Origin of the sequence: Psychrobacter sp. MES7-P7E, from assembly GCF_002863645.1 — a bacterium.
In the GTDB taxonomy this organism is placed as follows: domain Bacteria; phylum Pseudomonadota; class Gammaproteobacteria; order Pseudomonadales; family Moraxellaceae; genus Psychrobacter.
The window spans coordinates 43,766-62,815 of the sequence record NZ_PJBU01000096.1 but is presented as its reverse complement, the minus strand read 5'-3'; the positions used below and the strand labels follow the sequence as shown (position 1 = coordinate 62,815).

At 43.0% G+C, this 19,050-nt stretch carries 19 protein-coding genes and 1 pseudogene; 11 read left to right on the top strand and 9 right to left on the bottom strand.

Annotated features, from left to right (window positions below; genetic code table 11):
• Nucleotides 1-245 precede the first annotated feature (245 nt).
• From CXF62_RS07800 to CXF62_RS07775, 6 genes are all read right to left on the bottom strand, one after another.
• Nucleotides 246-917, bottom strand: coding sequence for an IS30 family transposase (locus CXF62_RS07800; protein ID WP_185156617.1), 672 nt, complete (start codon nt 915-917; stop codon nt 246-248).
• Between the two features lie 232 nt (nt 918-1,149).
• Nucleotides 1,150-2,274 (bottom strand): Fic family protein, encoded by a 1,125-nt coding sequence (locus tag CXF62_RS07795; RefSeq protein WP_102093720.1) that lies wholly within the window; start codon nt 2,272-2,274, stop codon nt 1,150-1,152.
• Between the two features lie 421 nt (nt 2,275-2,695).
• On the bottom strand, nt 2,696-3,448 hold the full coding sequence (locus CXF62_RS07790; RefSeq protein ID WP_102093719.1) for an IS5 family transposase: 753 nt from the start codon (nt 3,446-3,448) through the stop codon (nt 2,696-2,698).
• A gap of 79 nt (nt 3,449-3,527) precedes the next feature.
• Entirely contained in the window at nt 3,528-3,770 is a 243-nt protein-coding gene (locus CXF62_RS07785; RefSeq protein WP_102093718.1) for a barstar family protein, read from the bottom strand.
• A 458-nt stretch (nt 3,771-4,228) separates the two neighbouring features.
• Entirely contained in the window at nt 4,229-5,101 is an 873-nt protein-coding gene (locus CXF62_RS07780; RefSeq protein ID WP_102093716.1) for an alpha/beta fold hydrolase, read from the bottom strand.
• Between the two features lie 7 nt (nt 5,102-5,108).
• A complete protein-coding gene (locus CXF62_RS07775) occupies nt 5,109-5,900 on the bottom strand; it encodes a class II aldolase/adducin family protein (protein ID WP_228153196.1) in 792 nt (263 codons plus the stop codon).
• A gap of 85 nt (nt 5,901-5,985) precedes the next feature.
• Here CXF62_RS07775 and CXF62_RS07770 point away from each other — a divergent pair, with 85 nt between their 5' ends.
• From CXF62_RS07770 to CXF62_RS07725, 11 genes and pseudogenes are all read left to right on the top strand, one after another.
• A complete protein-coding gene (locus tag CXF62_RS07770; protein ID WP_185156616.1) occupies nt 5,986-6,675 on the top strand; it encodes a Crp/Fnr family transcriptional regulator in 690 nt (229 codons plus the stop codon).
• Between the two features lie 141 nt (nt 6,676-6,816).
• On the top strand, nt 6,817-8,535 hold the full coding sequence (locus CXF62_RS07765; protein ID WP_102093713.1) for a phosphoethanolamine transferase: 1,719 nt from the start codon (nt 6,817-6,819) through the stop codon (nt 8,533-8,535).
• A 107-nt stretch (nt 8,536-8,642) separates the two neighbouring features.
• On the top strand, nt 8,643-9,338 hold the full coding sequence (locus CXF62_RS07760; protein WP_101206346.1) for a response regulator transcription factor: 696 nt from the start codon (nt 8,643-8,645) through the stop codon (nt 9,336-9,338).
• A 127-nt stretch (nt 9,339-9,465) separates the two neighbouring features.
• Complete coding sequence (locus tag CXF62_RS07755) at nt 9,466-10,806, top strand: sensor histidine kinase (protein ID WP_101206345.1); 1,341 nt, start codon at nt 9,466-9,468, stop codon at nt 10,804-10,806.
• 177 nt (nt 10,807-10,983) lie between these two features.
• Complete coding sequence (locus CXF62_RS07750) at nt 10,984-11,457, top strand: diacylglycerol kinase (RefSeq protein ID WP_102093712.1); 474 nt, start codon at nt 10,984-10,986, stop codon at nt 11,455-11,457.
• Between the two features lie 138 nt (nt 11,458-11,595).
• Nucleotides 11,596-12,405, top strand: coding sequence for a PAP2 family lipid A phosphatase (locus tag CXF62_RS07745; RefSeq protein ID WP_102093710.1), 810 nt, complete (start codon nt 11,596-11,598; stop codon nt 12,403-12,405).
• Between the two features lie 203 nt (nt 12,406-12,608).
• Complete coding sequence (locus CXF62_RS14915) at nt 12,609-13,007, top strand: YceI family protein (protein WP_265734908.1); 399 nt, start codon at nt 12,609-12,611, stop codon at nt 13,005-13,007.
• A gap of 8 nt (nt 13,008-13,015) precedes the next feature.
• The gene (locus CXF62_RS14910) at nt 13,016-13,222 is read left to right on the top strand and encodes a YceI family protein (protein WP_322868753.1); all 207 of its coding nucleotides are present in this window, start codon (nt 13,016-13,018) and stop codon (nt 13,220-13,222) included.
• 121 nt (nt 13,223-13,343) lie between these two features.
• On the top strand, nt 13,344-14,717 hold the full coding sequence (locus CXF62_RS07735) for a cytochrome c (protein ID WP_102093729.1): 1,374 nt from the start codon (nt 13,344-13,346) through the stop codon (nt 14,715-14,717).
• A 56-nt stretch (nt 14,718-14,773) separates the two neighbouring features.
• Nucleotides 14,774-16,375: pseudogene (locus CXF62_RS07730) on the top strand (flavin monoamine oxidase family protein).
• Between the two features lie 87 nt (nt 16,376-16,462).
• Nucleotides 16,463-17,152 (top strand): c-type cytochrome, encoded by a 690-nt coding sequence (locus CXF62_RS07725; protein WP_371548392.1) that lies wholly within the window; start codon nt 16,463-16,465, stop codon nt 17,150-17,152.
• 21 nt (nt 17,153-17,173) lie between these two features.
• On the opposite strand, the gene CXF62_RS07720 is transcribed toward CXF62_RS07725, so the two are convergent.
• From CXF62_RS07720 to CXF62_RS07710, 3 genes are all read right to left on the bottom strand, one after another.
• Complete coding sequence (locus CXF62_RS07720) at nt 17,174-17,593, bottom strand: PaaI family thioesterase (protein ID WP_102093709.1); 420 nt, start codon at nt 17,591-17,593, stop codon at nt 17,174-17,176.
• 142 nt (nt 17,594-17,735) lie between these two features.
• Nucleotides 17,736-18,278: a DUF3124 domain-containing protein gene (locus tag CXF62_RS07715; RefSeq protein ID WP_101206454.1), complete on the bottom strand. Its 543-nt coding sequence runs from the start codon at nt 18,276-18,278 to the stop codon at nt 17,736-17,738.
• A 44-nt stretch (nt 18,279-18,322) separates the two neighbouring features.
• Nucleotides 18,323-19,024, bottom strand: a complete 702-nt coding sequence (locus tag CXF62_RS07710; RefSeq protein ID WP_102093707.1) for a potassium channel family protein — start codon at nt 19,022-19,024, stop codon at nt 18,323-18,325.
• Nucleotides 19,025-19,050: the final 26 nt, after the last annotated feature.

Genomic DNA, 19,050 nt, shown 5'->3' with positions numbered 1-19,050 from the left:
CTTTCTCGTTTCCTCTAAAACTTCTTGGAATGAGGTACCTTCTTCATCGAGCCGCCTTTGTAAGGTACTTACACTAATATTCATTGAGTCTGCTAAATTTTTGCGAGTTGGGGGAATCATACCCATCATTGTATCAATCATTATCTCACAGTGCTACTTGTAACTAACTCCCACAAATTGAGTTGATAACATATTATATAAAGGGTTTATATAAAATCGTCTTCCAAGATCATTTTCAGACTTTATCAAAACGCCTGTTCACCTTTTAGCATGCCAATACAAGCTTGTGTGACGGCTACTGCCTTGCGATTGGGTAGCGCTTTGATCTTAGTCTCTCGAGTTGTTCTATCCACTAGAGTGACAAGCACACCTTGATGTCCACGACCAACCACCGTATCCCCTTCATAATCACCCATACGACTGCGCGTATCAATGATACTTGGACGCTCAGTGATATCACAGCGGTTCGCTATCTTTCCGCGCCTATCATAACCTTGCAGACGGCGTTTCCTATAGCGCTTTTGACATCTAAGGGCGCTATGTAAGTTACCCCCTGCCTTTTTGTCAGTATAGATGTGTTGATATATCGATTCATGGCTTGGGACCTCTTGCCAACCCAGCATTCTCAGTCGCCCTGTGATTTGCTCAAGTGAGTAGTGCTTGCTGAGTAGATGATCAATATAGCACCAGCCAAAGCGGCTGATCTGTGAGCTATTCACAACTTTGCGCGCGTTTGCCAATCGATGGGCTTGTTTGGGGCGATAACCCCTTTGTCCCATGTTTCGCCTTATCTCTCGACTCACCGTTGATTTATGACAGCCAATAATTCTAGCTATTTCACTCATGCCTTTTTTAGCTTGCAATAGCGCTGATATTTGATATCTTTGCTCTTGGGTAAGATGTGTATAGTGTTTCATAACGTTCTGATATGTAGGAGTTGAAGTTTGAAATGCAACACGGCACATCTTACTCTTCAACTCATTCTTTTAAAACGTTGCACTTCTTATTTGAATCTAGGAGCTTAAATAACCCATACAATGAAGTGTTATTTCAATACGACCTTAGTGAACGATGCTGAAGTAACAGCAAACCTGAACTTGGGATATTTAAATTAAACAGCCTTACGGTCAAACTCAAAGTACATAATCCTTATCGCAAAGCCACCTCATAACTCGTACTGCGTCCTGATGCTACAGATTTTTGCATCATATCCTTCTCTATTAAATCATTAATATCTCTTAGTGCCGTGTCTATAGAACACTTAGTCATGGTCGCCCATTTTTTAGTGGTGAGTTTGCCATAAAAATCAGTCAGCAAAATATTTAACATCTTCACCTGCCTATCATTTAAAGCATGCTGTCGATGCGTCTGCCAAAAGCCTGCCTTATTGATAATTTTATCCGTGGTTTCTTGAGCTATAATGAGGGATTGCTCTAGCGTTTGCAAAAACCACACCAGCCAATCCGTGATATCTTTATCACCTTTTTGCGTACGTTCTAGTATTTTGTAATAGTCGTTGCGCTGTTTAAGAATTTGCGCTGACATACTATAAAAGCGTTGGGCACTGTTATCGCTTTTTGCCAGCATTCGTTCTGTGAGTGCTCGTGTTAGTCGTCCGTTTCCATCATCAAATGGATGCAGAGTCACAAACCATAAATGAGCAACACCTGCTTTTATGACCAAATCTATATCGTCTTGCTTATTTGACGAAGTATTAAACCATAATAGAAATTTGTCTAGCTCATCTGGCAACCTATCTGCACTGGGGGCAACAAAATGAACCTGCTCACGACCATACCCACCAGACACTACTTGCATCGGTCCTTTACTATCATCACGGATACTGCCTGCTTGAATACGATAAAGCCCACTATATCCATTTGGAAATAATGCTCGATGCCATCCGAGTAGATCATCTAATAATAACGGTTGTTGATAACGATAGGTGGCACTTAGCATCATCTCTACCACTGCATCGATCTCACGAGTAGTGGTTGGCATACTGGCATTATCCAGCCCTAAGTGCCGCGCAACTGAAGAACGAACCTGCTCATCATTTAGCGTCTCACCTTCTATCTCAGAAGTTTTGATAATCTCTAAGGTCACCGCATCTAATTGTGCCTCAACATTCAGATCGAACCCTAGTGTTAGTAGCTTTCCTAATAAATGGCCTTGTAATATCCGCACACGACTGACGAATGGCAATAGCTTCTTGTCCGACCATTGCCATTCAGTCCAATTTGAGTGCTCATGAATATAAGTAGTATGCTTCATACGTTCCCCAGAGATATGCAGAGATTAGAACAGTAATCTCCTTATATTATGCAGAGAATAAGCAGTAGAAACAATACGTAGAAATTCAAAAACGACAATAGCAGACGTAATAAGAATAGATTCTCAACGAACAAACATAGTTTTTTTGTTCTGAGAAGGGCTTGAGTAGAGGTAAAAACACTATAAAAATACAGTGCCTAAATACGAGTTAAATTTTATTGCATTATAATTTACATTGTGATTATTCAATCGTATAATATCTACAGGCCATAAAGGTCAATGAATGTAAGATATTATCACAATAAGCATTTTCGTCGACCTACCTTGACATGGTAGAGGTTGAAGGAGTTTCATGACGGTTAATAGACTTCTTATTTACATATTTTATTGCAGAAAAAAAATATTAGGCCGTGTTGAACATTCATAATTTCAGCCAGATATAAGCACAAGCAAGGGCCACCGTATTCTCATAACTTTGCTTGAGCTTATCAAATCTAGTTGCAACCGCCCTGTAGTTTTTTAACTTAGCAAAAGCATTTTCTACTAAGTGTCGAGCCTTGTACAAGTGCCAGTCCATATGGTTATTGGTGGACTTAGTATTCTGTTTTCGAGGAATATTATTGAAGCAACCCGCTTGTTCAATATGCGCTCGCAGCAGATCAGAATCATAGCCCTTATCGGCACATAGCATGTCTGTCCCACTTAAATTAATCTTATCAACTAAGTCTGGAGCCACCTTTACATCGTGAGTCGTACCATCTGATAAGATAAAAGTAATAGGGTTGCCGTGAGCATCAACCGCTAAATGAATCTTGGTGGCGCGTCCTGCCACACTTTTACTAATGGCTTGTTCCACCTCATTACCACCATTACTGTGCTGATGTGCTTTAATATGCGTGCCATCGATAAATACCCATTCACAGTCTGAGTCTTTAATTAATAAAGCGAACAGCGTAATCAGTTTATTGCTACGAAACCAGCGCTGATAAGCCTTGTAGACGGTATTAGGCTTACCAAAGTAAGGTGGCAGATCACGCCAAGGACAGCCAACACGCATACGATATAATACGCCTTCGACTGTTTGTCTAAGATTCCCTTTGTCATAGATATTAAGTTCTAGTAATATAGGTCTTAGTCTTGTCCAGTGTTGATCTTTGAGCATTGTACGAGGCATAGCAAACGATGTCTTTTTTGTGTGAGAACTTAAAGACTAACCGTTTGCTATTTTTTTGCCATCGTTTTATTCACAATGTTCAACACGCCCTAATAATTAATTTATTTTCATAAGGAAAATTTTTGATTGTTAGATTTAACACTTCATTTTCTCCTATAATGACCTCTGACATGCCGTATTCTGGATATCGTATGTCGCCTAAGCAGTCAATTAAAGCGTGAATATTAGCTCCATAAAAGTTTGGAAAGCCGAAAGCATGCTTTAATTTTTTGTGCATTCTGTCCACTGTATCAACATCTTTGAAATCTATAGCCATTTCCATATATTATCACCATTTTTTAAGTATACCCCAACGAAACCAGTTATTTCACCCTTTAAGCCTATTAACAGACTACTTAAAACAGACTGGTATAATGGAACCACTTATAACAGCTTTTAAGGATAGTTATATCTGTTAGGTTTTACTCGAGTACTTTATATTCTCATAATATACTTAAAAGATAGTCTCTTAGACTACGCTCCAAAACCTCAAGTTTTTCAAAATACCTTTTTATCAAGTCATCAGTATCTTGTAGCACTATGTATATAGGCCATTTAATGATAATTAGCCGTTTTTTGGTGATCATTTTATCAAAAACCTTTTGCACAGCTCTGTGACTACGCTCACGGATATTAGTCTCATTTAGACTTATGCATTTTTTTAAGAGTTAGAAGATGATAAGAGAACAAAAAAACGCAGAGCACCATTTGATGCCCTGCGTTTGTTAGATTGAACTATATTTACAGAACACTGCGTCTAAATTGTAGATAGGCCGCTGTGATCGCTGCCGCATCTTCTATCTGCGGATAATGGCCTAGCATAGGCATATTGGTTATATCAGCATTGGGTATCAACTGACGATAACGAGCAATCATATGCTGACCTGAGATAGGATCTTTGGCACCTGCGATCAATTTCACCGGTACAGTACTGTCGATAATCGCACCTACCCATCGCTCGCGGTACTGCTGACGTTGGGGCATATAGTTAATCAGCTTATGCATCACACCCAATCCATCATTGTGATTTAACAGCTGCCATAGCGTGTCTATCACCTCTACTGTGGGCTGCGTGTCGGGGCCAAATATCCGTTGTAGACTGCCCGCAAATTTCTGCTTATTAATCAGCTTCGATACCAGAGGACCCAATGGCGATAGCAGTAGCTTCTGTACCAAGATAGGTTTGTGCGTCTCAGGAAACAGACCACCGTTTAAGAAGCATGCGCTAGCGATGTGTCGCTCAGCGCTCCCTTCTACTTGTCTGGCTAGCAATTCCTGAGCCACTGTATCACCATAGTCATGCGCTAATATATGATAATCACTAACACCCAGTTTTTGCAAAACCGCTTGATAAATATCGGCCTGCTCACTGATTAGATAGCGCGCGTTTTTGGGTTTATCTGACAACCCAAACCCTAGCATATCGAGAGTGATGACATAATAATGTTCGGTTAGCGCATCCCACATACCCTCCCAGTCCCAACTGGCACTAGGATAACCATGAATCAATAGCAATACAGGCGCACTTTTATCCCCTGCATACCGAGTGAATATTTGATGCCCGTTAATGGATTCATATTGCCCCTGCCGTTGCCACTCATCAAGAGTTATCATTAGAGATTTACTCCTCAAATGATGGGTCAGTACGACGCAGCTTTCTTAATAAAGCAGGCCATGCGATATCACCATTTGCTCCTCTAGTCACCTGCTCTGATGCAGCTTGGATACCAGCCAATATTTGTGCTGGTATTGGCGTCAATGCACCGCCCCCACTCTGCGCTTTGATCTGAATCTCACACGCTCTTTGCATGATATACATGTACAAGAACGCATTGGCGACCGTATCGGCACAAGTGAGCAGACCATGGTTACGCAAAATCATAAAGTGAGCATCACCTAGATCAGCAACCAAACGAACCTTTTCTTCAGGGTTTAATGCGACGCCTTCGTAGTCGTGGTATGCCAAGTTAGATAGCGGAAATAATGATTGTTGCGAGATAGGTAGCAGGCCTTTTTCTTGCGCTGAGACGGCAACGCCATCATTTGTGTGCAAATGAATAACACAATGCGCATCATCACGAGCTTCGTGCACAGCACTATGAATGATAAATCCAGCTGGATTAACCTCAAACTCTGATGGTGCTACTTTTTCGCCTGCTTTATTGACCTTGACCAAACTAGAGGCGGTAATCTCTTCAAATAACATCCCGTACGGATTGATTAAAAACTCATCCTCAGTACCTGGTACGCGCGCAGAGATGTGAGTGAATACCAAATCATCCCAGCCATAAGAGGCAATCATTCGATAACAGGCGGCAAGATTTACGCGCATCTGCCACTCTTGTTCGCTCATATTATGGTGTACACTCGAGGTTGAATCGGTCGATGTTGCGGTTTGCATAGTTGCTTGCATGGTGTATTCCTTTACTGTGTTAGATATCCTGAATGATTACTTTACACCATTTCATAAAACCAAATCTGTCAAAAACATTACACTTATGAGTATCAATCATTATTTAAATAACGACCCATGGTTTAGTCAACTACCAGCCATTGTGCAGTCGCTACTAGCAGGCGATGCGGTGCTAAAGGTATACCAAAAAGGTCAAATGATTCATGCCATCGGTGACAATGATGATGCGGCGCTACACTTTGTCGTGTCGGGTACGATTAGAGTCTGTAATGTAAGCGCTAGTGGACATGCCATGACACTGGCGCACCTATCTAGTGGTGAGTGGTTTGGTGAAATATCTATCATAGATGACAATCCTCGCACCCATGATGCGTGGACGATTAATAAAGTAACGCTAATCTCAACCCCAAGAAATCTAGTCATTCAGACAGCGCAGTTGCATCCGATTTTATACAAGCACCTCGCGCTTATAACCTGCGAGCGAATCCGACGAGCATTTGATTGGATTGACGATGCTACCTCACTCAATACCTCAGCGCGATTGGCTAGTATGCTGATTGGGCTGATTGACACTTATGGTAAGCAAGTGAATGGTAATATCAAAATAGATCTGCGCTTATCGCAAGAAGAGCTTGGCTTTATGCTTGGCACTACCAGACAAACCATCAATAAAATCATCCCATCGTGGCAAAAGCAGAACCTTATCGATATGCACTATGGTTTTATCACCATAAAGGACAAATCTCAGTTGATGGCAATGATGAATCCTGCCTGACTTGAATGTATAAAATCATCTCAGAAAACACCTCAGCATCTAACTTATTATAAGTAGCATCAATCGCCTTAACATCTTCTTAACAGACCACTTGCTATGGTAAGGAATGACGTTTCCTACCATCTGTTGAGAAGTATCTGTATGTCCATACCTCAAGTCATCAAGACCAATGTGCTCAAAGTTAAAGCACCCAACGCCAATACAAAGACCAGCTACCTTAGTAAGCTCTATGATCGTGAGATAAGTCTCAGTTATCTTATTATTATTGTGACTTTATATTTGGTAGCGACTGCAAATATTGCGTTCTTTGAGCAGGTGTTAAATGTCTATCCATTTAGCACAAACGTCGGATTTATCCTGTCTATTACAGGTTTGTTATTTGGACTGATGTGGCTGGTATTACAGCTGCTGTGCTATCGCCCAATTGCTAAGCCCGTATTGGCTATGCTACTAATTATCGCTGCCATCTGTGGTTATTTTACCGATGCTTACGGGACGATATTTGATACCAACATGTTGATTAACAGTCTGGAGACCGATCAAGCAGAGGCGATGGGATTGTTTGCCCCCAGCATGGTCATTCGGGTGCTGATATTAGGCGTGTTGCCAGCATTTATCATTAGCAAAATTCGTCTAAAACGCTTTACTTGGCAACGCAGTATTCTACAAAAAACAGCCACGTTGATATTGTCTATCGCATTGATCGCAGCGTGTCTTTTACCCTTTGGTGACCAGTACGCCAGCTTCTTTCGTCAGCATAAACAAGTCCGTTATTATGCTAACCCGATCACGCCTATTTACTCTACGATCAAACTTGGCGAAAACTATATCGATGAGCTACGCCGTCCTGATACTTTCACGCTACATGCGACAGATGCAAAGCGTGTGTCACCTGCTAATAGTGTGAGTGGCAATGCTAAACCAAAACTGATGGTGTTTGTGGTTGGGGAAACGGCTCGCGCTGATCACTTCGGTTTAAATGGCTATACACGCAACACCACACCGCTGCTCTCAAAACAATCAGACCTCTATAGTTTTCAGAATGCTGTCTCTTGCGGCACCTCTACGGCCTACTCCGTACCCTGCATGTTCAGCTATGCAAATCGAGCAGACTACGATATCGATACAGCCAAGTATAATGAAAACGTACTAGATACACTAAGTAAGCAAGGGGTTAATGTTATTTGGCGCGACAATAACTCCAGCTCTAAAGGCGTGGCTGATCGTGTTACTTTTGAGGACTACAAAACGGCTGATACCAATCCGAACTGTGATGTCGAATGCCGAGATATCGGTATGCTTGATGGGTTTGATGAACTTGTAAAGTCAGGCAGCTCACAGCAAGAGATGCCGAAAGACACACTTATTTTGCTGCATCAAATGGGCAATCATGGCCCCGCCTATTATCAGCGCTATCCCAAAGCATTTGAAAAATATAATCCTGTTTGCATGACCAATGAGCTGTCTAAATGTGATGCTCAGTCTGTGATAAATGGTTACGATAATGCGATTCGCTATACTGATCACTTTTTGAGTAATGTGATTGATACGTTAAAGCCTTATGAGCAAGATTATGATGTAGTAATGGTATATATTAGTGATCATGGGGAGAGTTTGGGTGAAAATAATATCTACCTCCACGGCCTACCCTATAAGTTCGCACCAGATACCCAAAAACACGTGCCTACGATAGTTTGGTCGCCCAATAGCAATAGTATTGATACTGAGAGTCTTTCTAGTATGGTCAATCAGCCAGTGTCACACGATTTTATTACCCCGACATTGCTTAGCTTTTTTGGTATTACGACCGATGAAGTCAAAGGTGAAGCAACCCTTTTCAAACTGTCCCGTTCTAATTGAGTGGTTAAAAGTGAGTTATTCCAACTAATTTGTTAAAAACAGCTTACTACATACGTTCTTATATTACTCAGTCCTTTTAGGTAACCACTATTTTTTAGGTCAGCATCATGTACAAGATACTCGTCATTGAAGACAACCCCGATATCGTGGCCAATATTTATGCTTTTTTTGAGCCAAAAGGGTTTGAGTTGGACAACGCACATAATGGTTATAGCGGGCTAACACTTGCCTCAAACAATCGCTATGACGTGATACTGCTAGATGTGATGTTACCGGGTATGGATGGCACGCAGCTGTGCAAAAAACTCAGGGAAGAGTTGCATGACAAGACTCCCGTGCTAATGCTCACGGCTCGCGATACAATCTTAGATAAAGTCGCTGGGTTTGATAGCGGTGCTGATGATTATTTGGTCAAGCCGTTTTCGTTGGTTGAACTAGAGTGCCGTATCAAAGCGCTCATACGTCGCCATGAGGACGATCATTTTGCCCACAGTATTGCCGTCGGACCGTTGTCCTTAAACAATAGCGAGCATACCATTATGCGCGACGGACAATCACTGAAGCTTACCCCAACTGGCTTTAAAATATTACATATCCTCATGAGTGCAGCGCCTAGAGTCGTCAGTAAAACTGAGATTGAAGAAAAAGTATGGGGGCTAGATATACCCAGTAGTGATGCACTGCGCACCCATATGCATAGCGTACGGGCGCAGGTTGATAAGCCATTTAACACACCCATGATAGTCACAGTACCTGGTGTAGGTTACCAAGTTGTTGACCCTAACAAATCAGCAAGCGCGTAGTTGTGATTGCAGCATGAATTGAATAAACCTTATCCAATTTACTAATCGACTGACCGTATCGTATTTATCGCTCTATTATATATAGCCCTGTTATATATCGCCTTCTTCTATTAGGTTGTCCCATGCCATGCTCAATATAGACTCGATAGCCAATAAGTTCAGACTGTCTTACTTCATATTCGCGTTATTACTGTGCGCAGCTTTTGTCAGTATTTTCTTGTACGCGGAGAGCCGAATAGAGCAAGATTTGGTCAAGGCTCGCCTATTGCAGCAGCTAGAACTCAGTCAAGAAAAGTACGGTGACCAACCTATTTATGTCGCCGAACCAGGTATCAAGATTTATCGCTATGACAAAGCACCTGCCAGTTTGCAAGCGATAGCCAATGACACGGTACAAGAGACTTCTGTCACTGTTAGTAAAACCTCTGGAGCAGGTCATGCCAACCTGCATCTTTTCGCCTATACTCAAGATGGTCAAACCTATATTTTGACTTACCTAGAAAACACCGAAATGGTGATGGGAAATTACCCAGTCTTGGCGATATTTGAGCACCTAGAAGACATATTTGCAGATACGCTAAAAGTAGCCGTGATTCTAAGCTTACTTATCGCCGCTATCTTCTCTCAGTTATCTTCCAAACAGATCATCAAGCCTTTATTGGATTTGAAGCAAGCCATCGAGACCGATCATCATAACTTAAGCGATTTGACACACTTGCCATCTGAGGTTGGTGTCTTGGCACGGGCCATCGATGAGAAAAACCACAAGTTAGAGCAATATCTCAAGCGCGAGCAACTGTTTACTGGTGATGTCAGCCACGAGTTACGCACGCCGTTGACTATTATCATGGGAGCTTCTGAAGTGTTGGCCTCGCAATTAGACGCTGACAGCCACTTAAATGAATTTACCAATCGCATTAGCACTACTGCCAAAGAAACTTCTGAGATCATCACCGCCCTGCTTCTACTATCGCGCGCGCCTGAAAAGTTAGACGCACCGCAAACCTCTATTAATAGTATCGCTTTAGCGGAAATGCAGCGCCTAAAATACTTGCTGCGGTATAAGTCTGTCACTTGTCAGATAATTGCTGAGCAGGAATACAGCGCTTACGTACGCCCCGAACTCCTAAAAATGGCATTGGGCAATCTCATAAAAAATGCGTTTCAATATACCGATGATGGCGAGGTAACCATTACTATCGATGACGAAAAAATCACGGTGACTGATACTGGTTTAGGTATTCCTGAAGCAATGATGCCTTTACTCTATGAACGGTTTGAGCGATTAGAGTCTCAGTATAAAGACGAGCAAACAATTCTGTTGTCAGAGCATGATACAAAACATAAGGTTGAAGGCTCAGGTCTAGGACTCAGTATCGTCCAGCGTATAATGTCGCATATGGGCTGGCAGCTCACTCACCAAGCCAATCGCTCAGGTGGTAGCACCTTTAGTATTTATTATAAGTAACCTTATGATAATCCAAAGACATCTTCATTTCCTAATCATAATTACTGATTGGGAAATAAAAATTTAAACACCCATTACGCTTTATTCTTATCCATCTATATCCTCTTAACGTTTTCTTAACCTCTCCCGTCTTATACTCAGGCTATCTTAATTTTAATAGACCGTTAAGAATGCCATATGAAGCAAATTACTCATACCAACCTTGTAGGCCCGTCAACCAAGCATAGTTCTGTCAACCAAACAGCACATGATAGTGCACTTGCAGCTGACAGCTTTGCAGGTCATGCCAAAGGTAAAGCGGGAATCCTCCGCATTATCAAAGCCACTGGTTACTCTATAGATGGCTTTAAAGCCGCATATAAATTTGAAGCGGCTTTTAGACAAGTTGTGTGGCTCAATCTTGTACTGCTAGCTGCTGTCATCGTTTTGCCTTTTGCGCTTGGTATAAAAATGATGCTAGTCGTCGCTTCTTTTTTATCTTTGATTGTTGAGCTAATCAATACAGGACTCGAAGCTTGCGTTGACCATACTTCAACCGCCAAACACCCGCTCGCAAAAATCGCAAAAGATGTCGGCTCTGCGGCGCAGTTCTTAGCGTTAAGTTTGTTAATGGTTTTATGGGTAATGGCATTATCTGCTCTATTTTATTAAAGTCTGCTCTATTTTATTAAAACATGGCGAGCACTCGCCTAACAGCACAATGCGTTGCTAGCGCTATCTTAGGTAAACAATAAAACAAAGGTCGTATTAAAATCCATCAACATCGCATATACGTTATTAGGTGTAGTCATGACTTCAGAAAACAACGCAATGACTTGGGACTGGCTAAAACTACTGTGCGTGACCATCATGGCCACCTTAGTTTTTGAGCATAGCCAATTAGATGTACGCATCAGTAAGCTTTTTTACAACAATGGTCACTGGCTACTCGAAAAAGGCGCGCAGCCTTATGCGTTTATCTTTTATGATCTACCCAAAGCGTTGTTGATTCTTTTGGCTGTCTATCTCATAGCCGTTTTAGTTATCAAGTACAGACAGTCAAGGCTTAATGCTACTGCCTTAACCTGTAATAAGCTCCATCGTAGTAAGCTTGATAGATTTCTACTTCCTTTATCTATGCGCGAGATTAGCTACCTACTAATTATATTAGCAGTTGTACCTGCTACCATTGCCACGCTCAAAGGCTTCACCCATGTCAGTTGCCCAAATGACTTAGTTATTTTTAATGGGGATTTGCCCTACCTCAATCTTTGGCAAAACATAGTAGCAGCAACGCCTGCCAGATGCTTTCCAGCGGCTCACGCCAGCGCAGGGTTTTCTTTATATGGACTGGTTTTTTTACCGACATTGAGAAAATACCGCTATCAGATAGTCATATCAGTAACTGTTTTGGGCTGGACAATGGGACTGTATAAAATGCTGTTTGGTGATCATTTCTTTAGCCATACATTGGTCTCAATGCTGCTGTCATTAACGATAGCTTGTGCGCTCGCAGCCCTATTTTTCAAACAATCGATTAAGAATAAAACACACAGTACTAGCGATGATAAAAGACATACTGGTCTTAGCTTGTCTAGCATTGAGCACTCTAACACTTAAAGTTAGCACTTATGTTCAGTACTTTGAATGGACGGTCGGTCATGACAGAGTTGTTCGTTATCTCTTTACTAAAATAGCACTACTAAGTATTTGAAAAACCCTGTATAAATAATAAACAATCACTGGCTTATTGTTAAGCAAACGCACGGATAGCGCTTGTGAATAAGCTCCTCTATATCAATAGCCGGTAAAGGAATGTGGCTATGCGCTTGTTGTCTATTAGGCCAAAACCATCACATATCTATTCTTCTTTGACCATTCCATTGCTACTCGTAGGCACTGCAAATAGCAGTCAAGCTGCCAGTTACGCTATTAATCCTGCCAACACTCATATTCGATTTGCTATTGAACGCTTTAAGAGTTCAGCCACGACTGGTGATTTTTATAATATCAAAGGTCAATTGCGATACGATCCAAACCGAAGATCAGGCGAAATCTCATTAATCATACCGATAAACTCCTTAAATACGGGCAACCCTTCTTTTAATAATAGTCTAACGGGGCCTGAATTTTTCGATATGCAGAGGTTTCCTTCAGCGCAGTTTGAATCGACAAGATGGCATTTTAATCAAGATAAAAAAACCCGCGTGTCACTCGGGTAGATGGACAACTGACTCTGCATGGCGAGACCCACCCAATTAGTTTAACCGCGACTAAGTTCGATTGTTATCTAAATACGAGCATTAGAAAAGATGTTTACGGTGGCGAGTTCACTGCTACGATTAATCGCACAAAATGGAATATCAATAAATTCGCTTGGTTCGGACTGACCAAAAACCTTGACTTAAGTATCAAGGTCGAAGCCGCCAGACAGTAGTACTTTTAATGTTTCGCCATTGTCTGAATAGATACGGGTAGTGATTTGCAGAAAGCTTAAAAAGGAATTAGACATGATTCATCGGTATTATAAGAGTATTGCGAAACCACTTTCTGCAATCATGCCAGCATTGTCATTTTCTTCGATAATAACACTGACATTGGGATTCAGCTTAGTGTCTACTGTCGTGATGGCAGGCACGGTCAGTTTGCCAATAGACACTTTGCCCAGTCGAATAACCCTACCAAATGTCAGCCCTGCTAATAGTGCGCTTGCCAATCGCGGCGCTTACATAGCACGCAGCGCCGACTGTATGGCTTGCCACCGTGATGACTATAGTGGCGGCGTACCAATTGAGACGCCCATTGGCAATATCTACTCGACCAATATTACACCGTCAACGCGCTATGGCATCGGCAACTATACTGAATCTGACTTCAAAAAGATTTTGCAAAAAGGTCGTGCACCCAATCATCAGCTTTATCCTGCGATGCCTTACCCGTCCTATCATGGCATGACAGATGAGGATATCAGCGCCTTATTTGCGTACTTTCAGACCGTTGCTATCGTAGACAAACCACCTGAAAAAACCACTCATTTGCCTTTCCCGTTAAATATTCGTAGCTTGATGCTGGCATGGAATGTCATCAATGTGCCTTCTACCGAAAATCGCTCAGGACTGACGAAAACTCAGCAGCGCGGTGAATATCTGGTCAATAACTTAGAGCACTGCGGTACCTGTCATACGCCGCGCAACTTAACTCAAGGCCTTGATAAAGATCGTTATTTATCTGGCGCACCACTTGGTAAATGGTTTGCACCAAATATCACCCCTGACAACGACACAGGGATTGGTCGTTGGAGCGAAATGGATATCGTGACTTACCTGCGTACAGGCACCCTTGATAAGCGCGCTTACGCGGGCGGCCCGATGGCAGAAGCTGTGGCGCACAGTACGCGTTATCTCACTGATGAAGACCTGATCGCAATGGCTGACTACTTAAAAGTCGTGCCAGCCATTAAGACCGATGATTATTTGATACCTGTCAATGTCTCTCGTCTACCGCAACCAGTCAGTAACTCGATTACTTATAACTTACTGGAGCAAAAAGACTATCTGGCGCGTACCAAAACGAATACTGTCAGCAGTGCCAACAATAGTGGTCTGAACAGCAACTCACCAAAAGACTTATATTTAGCACATTGCGCCAGCTGTCATGGCGTCGATGGTTACGCCCAGCCCGATGCGCGCTATGCATCCATCGTTGGCCTCAGTAGCATTCGCCGCGTAAAACCTGATGCGCTCGTTGGCGTGATTGCCTTTGGCGCGAAAGGTGCCTTTAACACAGCACCAAAAATGCCCGGCTTCTCAGAAGACTTAAGCCCTACACAGATTGCTAATATTACTAACTATGTACGAGTTAAATTTGGTGGTCTATCTAACAGCGATGTCAGCGCGGCTGATGTGATACGCGTGATAAAAGAGAAAAGTTAACCCTAAAACTGGTAATTTATAATACCGCAAAAACTCAGCACGATAAGGATACTAATATGAATGACCTGCTCCAATCCCCTACTCGGCGACAATTGCTCTCAATGATAGGTAAGACGGCAGGCGCGACCGCGATGTATCAAGCGATGACCACGTTGGGGTTTGCATCCGAGTCGAGCTTTAAAGAAGAGATGAATCTCAAAGGCGCACCGGCTGGTGCAAGTATCGTGGTTTTGGGTGCAGGATTGGGTGGTCTAACTGCTGCCTATGAGCTGCGCAAAGCAGGCTATAAAGTGACGGTGCTTGAGTACCAAAACCGTGGCGGTGGACGTAGCTGGACACTCAATAGTGGTGACAAGTATACAGAGCTTGGCGGCGCTGAGGTCACGTGCAACTTCGAAAAAGGCAATTACTTCAATGGTGGGCCATGGCGATTGCCCATCCATCACTATGCGGTCTTTCATTACTGCAAAAAGTTCGGTGTGGCATTGCAGCCGTTTATCCAAACCAATGATCGCGCCTATCTGCATCGTACCAATCACTTTAATGGTGCGCCGCAGCGCTTGGGCGAAGTACAGAGCGATATTCGCGGTTATGTATCAGAGTTATTGTCCAAGGCCGTCAATAAAGGTAGTCTCGATAGTACGGTCAATAAAGAGGATAAAGAAAAACTCCTCGAAGGACTAAAAGGCTGGGGCGTCCTTGATAAAAACTATCGCTATGTCAAAAGCCATGAAACCGGCAAGCATCGCGGCTACAGTGTGTATCCGGGTGGTGGATTGATGCCAGATGCCAAGCCTTCAATCCCCATACCGATGGATAAGCTACTAGACTCAGGCATGTGGTCGGACATTTATAGCAACTATACCGTGCATGTGCATCAACCAACGATGTTTCAGCCTGTCGGCGGTATGGGAAAAATCGGTGATGCGTTCACGCGCGAGTGCCGCGATATGATTACCTTCAATGCCAAAGTCACTAAAATCAATCAAGACGAAACTGGGGTTACCGTTGACTATGTCGATAGCAACAGCCCTGACGGTGCCACCAAAACCGTGCGAGCAGATTAGTGCATTTGTACTATTCCTTTGTCCATATTGACTCAGATTGATATCAACGTCTCCGCTCCGATGAAGAAAGCAATGGCAGCCGTTCCTTATGATAGCTCTTACAAAGTGGGTTTGGAGTTTAAACGACGGTTTTGGGAAGAGGATGAATGGATCTATGGCGGCATCACTTATACCGATATGCTCATCTCGCAAATCTCCTACCCGTCACAAGATATGTTTAGCTCAGGCTCAGGTGTGTTGCTTGGTGCTTATGGATTTGGGGAAGCCTCATACAAGTTTAACTCGTTGACTCCCAAAGAGCGTATCAATGCCGCGCTCGCCTATGGCAAACAGATTCATCCGCAATATACCAAAGAGTTCCGCTCAGGCACATCCGTCGCATGGCATCGTATCCCTTGGTCGCTTGGCTGCTACGGTATCTGGAGCGAGTCAAGTCGTGAGCAGTACTATCACACATTATGCGAGATAGATCATCGTATTGTGTTAGCAGGAGAGCATTGCTCACATATTCCTGCATGGCAAGAAGGCGCGATATTATCCGGTATGGATGCTGCCAAACGCTTACATCAAAAGGCCAAGAAACTTGGATAGCCAGCTTTTGAGTAATGAGCTTTGAATAACCAGGCTGCCGTTCAAGCAAGGATGATAACAATGAGACTAAGCACATTAGGAACAATCATGAACATGGTGACATCAAACTTAATCAAACCATTTAGCCCACTCAGCTCAGGCAAAGCAATGATGATGTTCATGGTTGGTGGGTCGATAGCGTTAACAACGTTGCCAGGCTGTAGTCAGTATAAGGCAAAAAACGCAGCCACTATCGCCAACCCGCAGACCGCACCCATGGTATTTGACAACAATTTTGACAATCAAGCCAGTCGCAATCAGGGTGCATGGGGCGGCGTATATATGTCCAAAAACGAGTTCACTGAACCCACCAGCAATATTGTCGATGTGCGCTCAATACCAAACATGAGTGAAGATACCAACCTGCAAAAATGGCTCGCAAAATTTGAAGGCAGCACACAAGGTAAAACGGGGTTCTTTGCCACTAATGGCAAAAAGCTCTACGATGACTCTTGTGCTGGTTGTCATATGCAAAAAGGTGAAGGCGCGCAAGGCGCAGGCTACTATCCACCGCTAGCCAATAACAGCAAGATGCAATCGAAGTACTATATTATTAGTGTATTAATCAATGGTCTACGCGGCATGCCATCATTCCACCGCATGATGAGCGATGAGCAAATAGCAGCTGTCACACAATACGTGCATAGCGATCTAAATAATTTCACAGATACAGTGACTACTGCTAATGTCGCGCAGCTACGCCATGAGTTTCCACCAGGATCAGACCCTAGTGAGTGAGTAAAATACACGACAAACTAGCTAACCTTCAATACGCTTAGGCGGCACCGAATACGTGCCAACCACATGAGCCACGATGTCATCAGAGCCTTCTGAATAAAGAGAGACTTCGCCCACTATCAACGTGCGTCCCACTTTCATCAAGGTACATTCGGCGATAATACGAGCACTTGCTGATGGCTTACGCAAAAAGTTGATGGTCAAACTCGTCGTCACCGTTAATGGGACGATACCAATTCTTCCAAGTATCGCCACATAGATGGCTACATCAGCGACAGCCATCATGACAGGTCCCGAAACTGTGCCGCCGGGACGCAGCTCATTGATACCGATCTCGTGCGATAAGGTCGCGCCATTTTCATTGACCGCCTCGACGACGCATTTGGTTTGGGGAAACTCCAATGCCATAAAGGCGCTGATTTCTTCTTTGGTTGCAGACATAACTCTTCCTTGAATTGAACTGTCCATGTTGATTCGTTTAATACATGTATACGATCATCGCTAGATAGCAAAATCGAAACTATTTTCGCCTATACTACAGTGCTCTTTTAATACTCTAAACTACGTAATGACGATACATATATCAATGTATCACGGGCGTGCCTTCTGTACTAAAGGCAAACCCTTTATTGCTAAAGTTGCCAATCATGACCGCTTCTATCACTGGTCTGACTGTCTCATCTACACCTTCGACTTCGATGATAAAGTTGGCACCAGAACCACCTTTGTCCTCTTCTTTTTCGACTATATAGTTCAGCGTGGCCATCGCTGGTAGCTCGATAGGCTTATCTAGATATGACTTGACCAATGCCCCATCTGTATCATAATAATCAATTTTATTAATATACAGTGACTTTTTGAGCGTGGTGTTACGTACACTCAGCGTCGCCGATAGCAGCACCTTGCGAGCGTCTCTATCGGTATAGATATCAGAATAAATCGGCACATAAAAGGTTTGCTTGTAACCAAACTGACTGTGATCCACGTCTGAGGTAATCGCCAACTCTTTAATCGGGTCTTTTTGATGTTCGGACAGAAGAACGTTCGGGTCTTGCGCGGACTGATCACAACCTGACAGTAGTGCCATTATAGCGATCAGTAGGACAGATATACTTCGCTTATTCATAATCATTTCCCTATACCTTCTGGTATCACTGCGATGGCAAGCTACTATTTTATTTTCACACCCACACTACGTAAGAACTGATTGATGTGTTTGTTGGCACCATAAATCACCAGTACATCGCGCTCTTGCAGTACTTGCTCAGGCGTTGCCAAACCTTGGATGCTAGGCTTGCTCTGCGTACGACCAAAGCTGTCTTCATAATACTCATAGCGCAACGTACTAAGCAATCGGATATTGAACTTTTGCTCTAACTGTAAGTCGTCGACAGTCTTACCGATCAACACATTTGGAATCTTAATCTCTACCATACTGAAGTTATCGCTCAATTCAAACGAATCGACAAAATAACGTAGTGACAGACGCTTAGCCCAGCGATTGGCCGCCTCTTTTTCAGGGTGAATCAAATCATCCACACCGATGGCTTGTAGGACTTTTTCATGTAGCGGATTGATACTACGGCTGATCAAACGTTTTGCTTTTAACGTCTTAAATAACGCCGTTGCCATGACATTGGCGCCTTGATCTTCGCCAATCGCTACAATGACAATATTGGTATCAACGATTGGTAATCCGCTAACCGTATACTCGTCCGTGGCATCCATACACAGCGTATGCGAAATCACTTCTTTATACGCTTCAACCCGTTGCATACTACTATCAATAGCAATTACTTCATGCCCTTGACTGGTCAATGCCGAGCCTAACGATGCACCGAAATTTCCTAGCCCTACGATGATGTACTTCATAACTTAAACAACCTTTTTTAGTATTT

Excerpts from the sequence above, each read along its gene's own strand:
- CXF62_RS07800 (WP_185156617.1), bottom strand. The coding sequence starts at position 917 with ATGAAACACTATACACATCTTACCCAAGAGCAAAGATATCAAATATCA.
- CXF62_RS07795 (WP_102093720.1), bottom strand. The coding sequence starts at position 2,274 with ATGAAGCATACTACTTATATTCATGAGCACTCAAATTGGACTGAATGG.
- CXF62_RS07790 (WP_102093719.1), bottom strand. The coding sequence starts at position 3,448 with ATGCCTCGTACAATGCTCAAAGATCAACACTGGACAAGACTAAGACCT.
- CXF62_RS07785 (WP_102093718.1), bottom strand. The coding sequence starts at position 3,770 with ATGGAAATGGCTATAGATTTCAAAGATGTTGATACAGTGGACAGAATG.
- CXF62_RS07780 (WP_102093716.1), bottom strand. The coding sequence starts at position 5,101 with ATGATAACTCTTGATGAGTGGCAACGGCAGGGGCAATATGAATCCATT.
- CXF62_RS07775 (WP_228153196.1), bottom strand. The coding sequence starts at position 5,900 with ATGCAAGCAACTATGCAAACCGCAACATCGACCGATTCAACCTCGAGT.
- CXF62_RS07770 (WP_185156616.1), top strand. The coding sequence starts at position 5,986 with ATGAGTATCAATCATTATTTAAATAACGACCCATGGTTTAGTCAACTA.
- CXF62_RS07765 (WP_102093713.1), top strand. The coding sequence starts at position 6,817 with ATGTCCATACCTCAAGTCATCAAGACCAATGTGCTCAAAGTTAAAGCA.
- CXF62_RS07760 (WP_101206346.1), top strand. The coding sequence starts at position 8,643 with ATGTACAAGATACTCGTCATTGAAGACAACCCCGATATCGTGGCCAAT.
- CXF62_RS07755 (WP_101206345.1), top strand. The coding sequence starts at position 9,466 with ATGCTCAATATAGACTCGATAGCCAATAAGTTCAGACTGTCTTACTTC.
- CXF62_RS07750 (WP_102093712.1), top strand. The coding sequence starts at position 10,984 with ATGAAGCAAATTACTCATACCAACCTTGTAGGCCCGTCAACCAAGCAT.
- CXF62_RS07745 (WP_102093710.1), top strand. The coding sequence starts at position 11,596 with ATGACTTCAGAAAACAACGCAATGACTTGGGACTGGCTAAAACTACTG.
- CXF62_RS14915 (WP_265734908.1), top strand. The coding sequence starts at position 12,609 with ATGCGCTTGTTGTCTATTAGGCCAAAACCATCACATATCTATTCTTCT.
- CXF62_RS07735 (WP_102093729.1), top strand. The coding sequence starts at position 13,344 with ATGCCAGCATTGTCATTTTCTTCGATAATAACACTGACATTGGGATTC.
- CXF62_RS07725 (WP_371548392.1), top strand. The coding sequence starts at position 16,463 with ATGAACATGGTGACATCAAACTTAATCAAACCATTTAGCCCACTCAGC.
- CXF62_RS07720 (WP_102093709.1), bottom strand. The coding sequence starts at position 17,593 with ATGTCTGCAACCAAAGAAGAAATCAGCGCCTTTATGGCATTGGAGTTT.
- CXF62_RS07715 (WP_101206454.1), bottom strand. The coding sequence starts at position 18,278 with ATGAATAAGCGAAGTATATCTGTCCTACTGATCGCTATAATGGCACTA.
- CXF62_RS07710 (WP_102093707.1), bottom strand. The coding sequence starts at position 19,024 with ATGAAGTACATCATCGTAGGGCTAGGAAATTTCGGTGCATCGTTAGGC.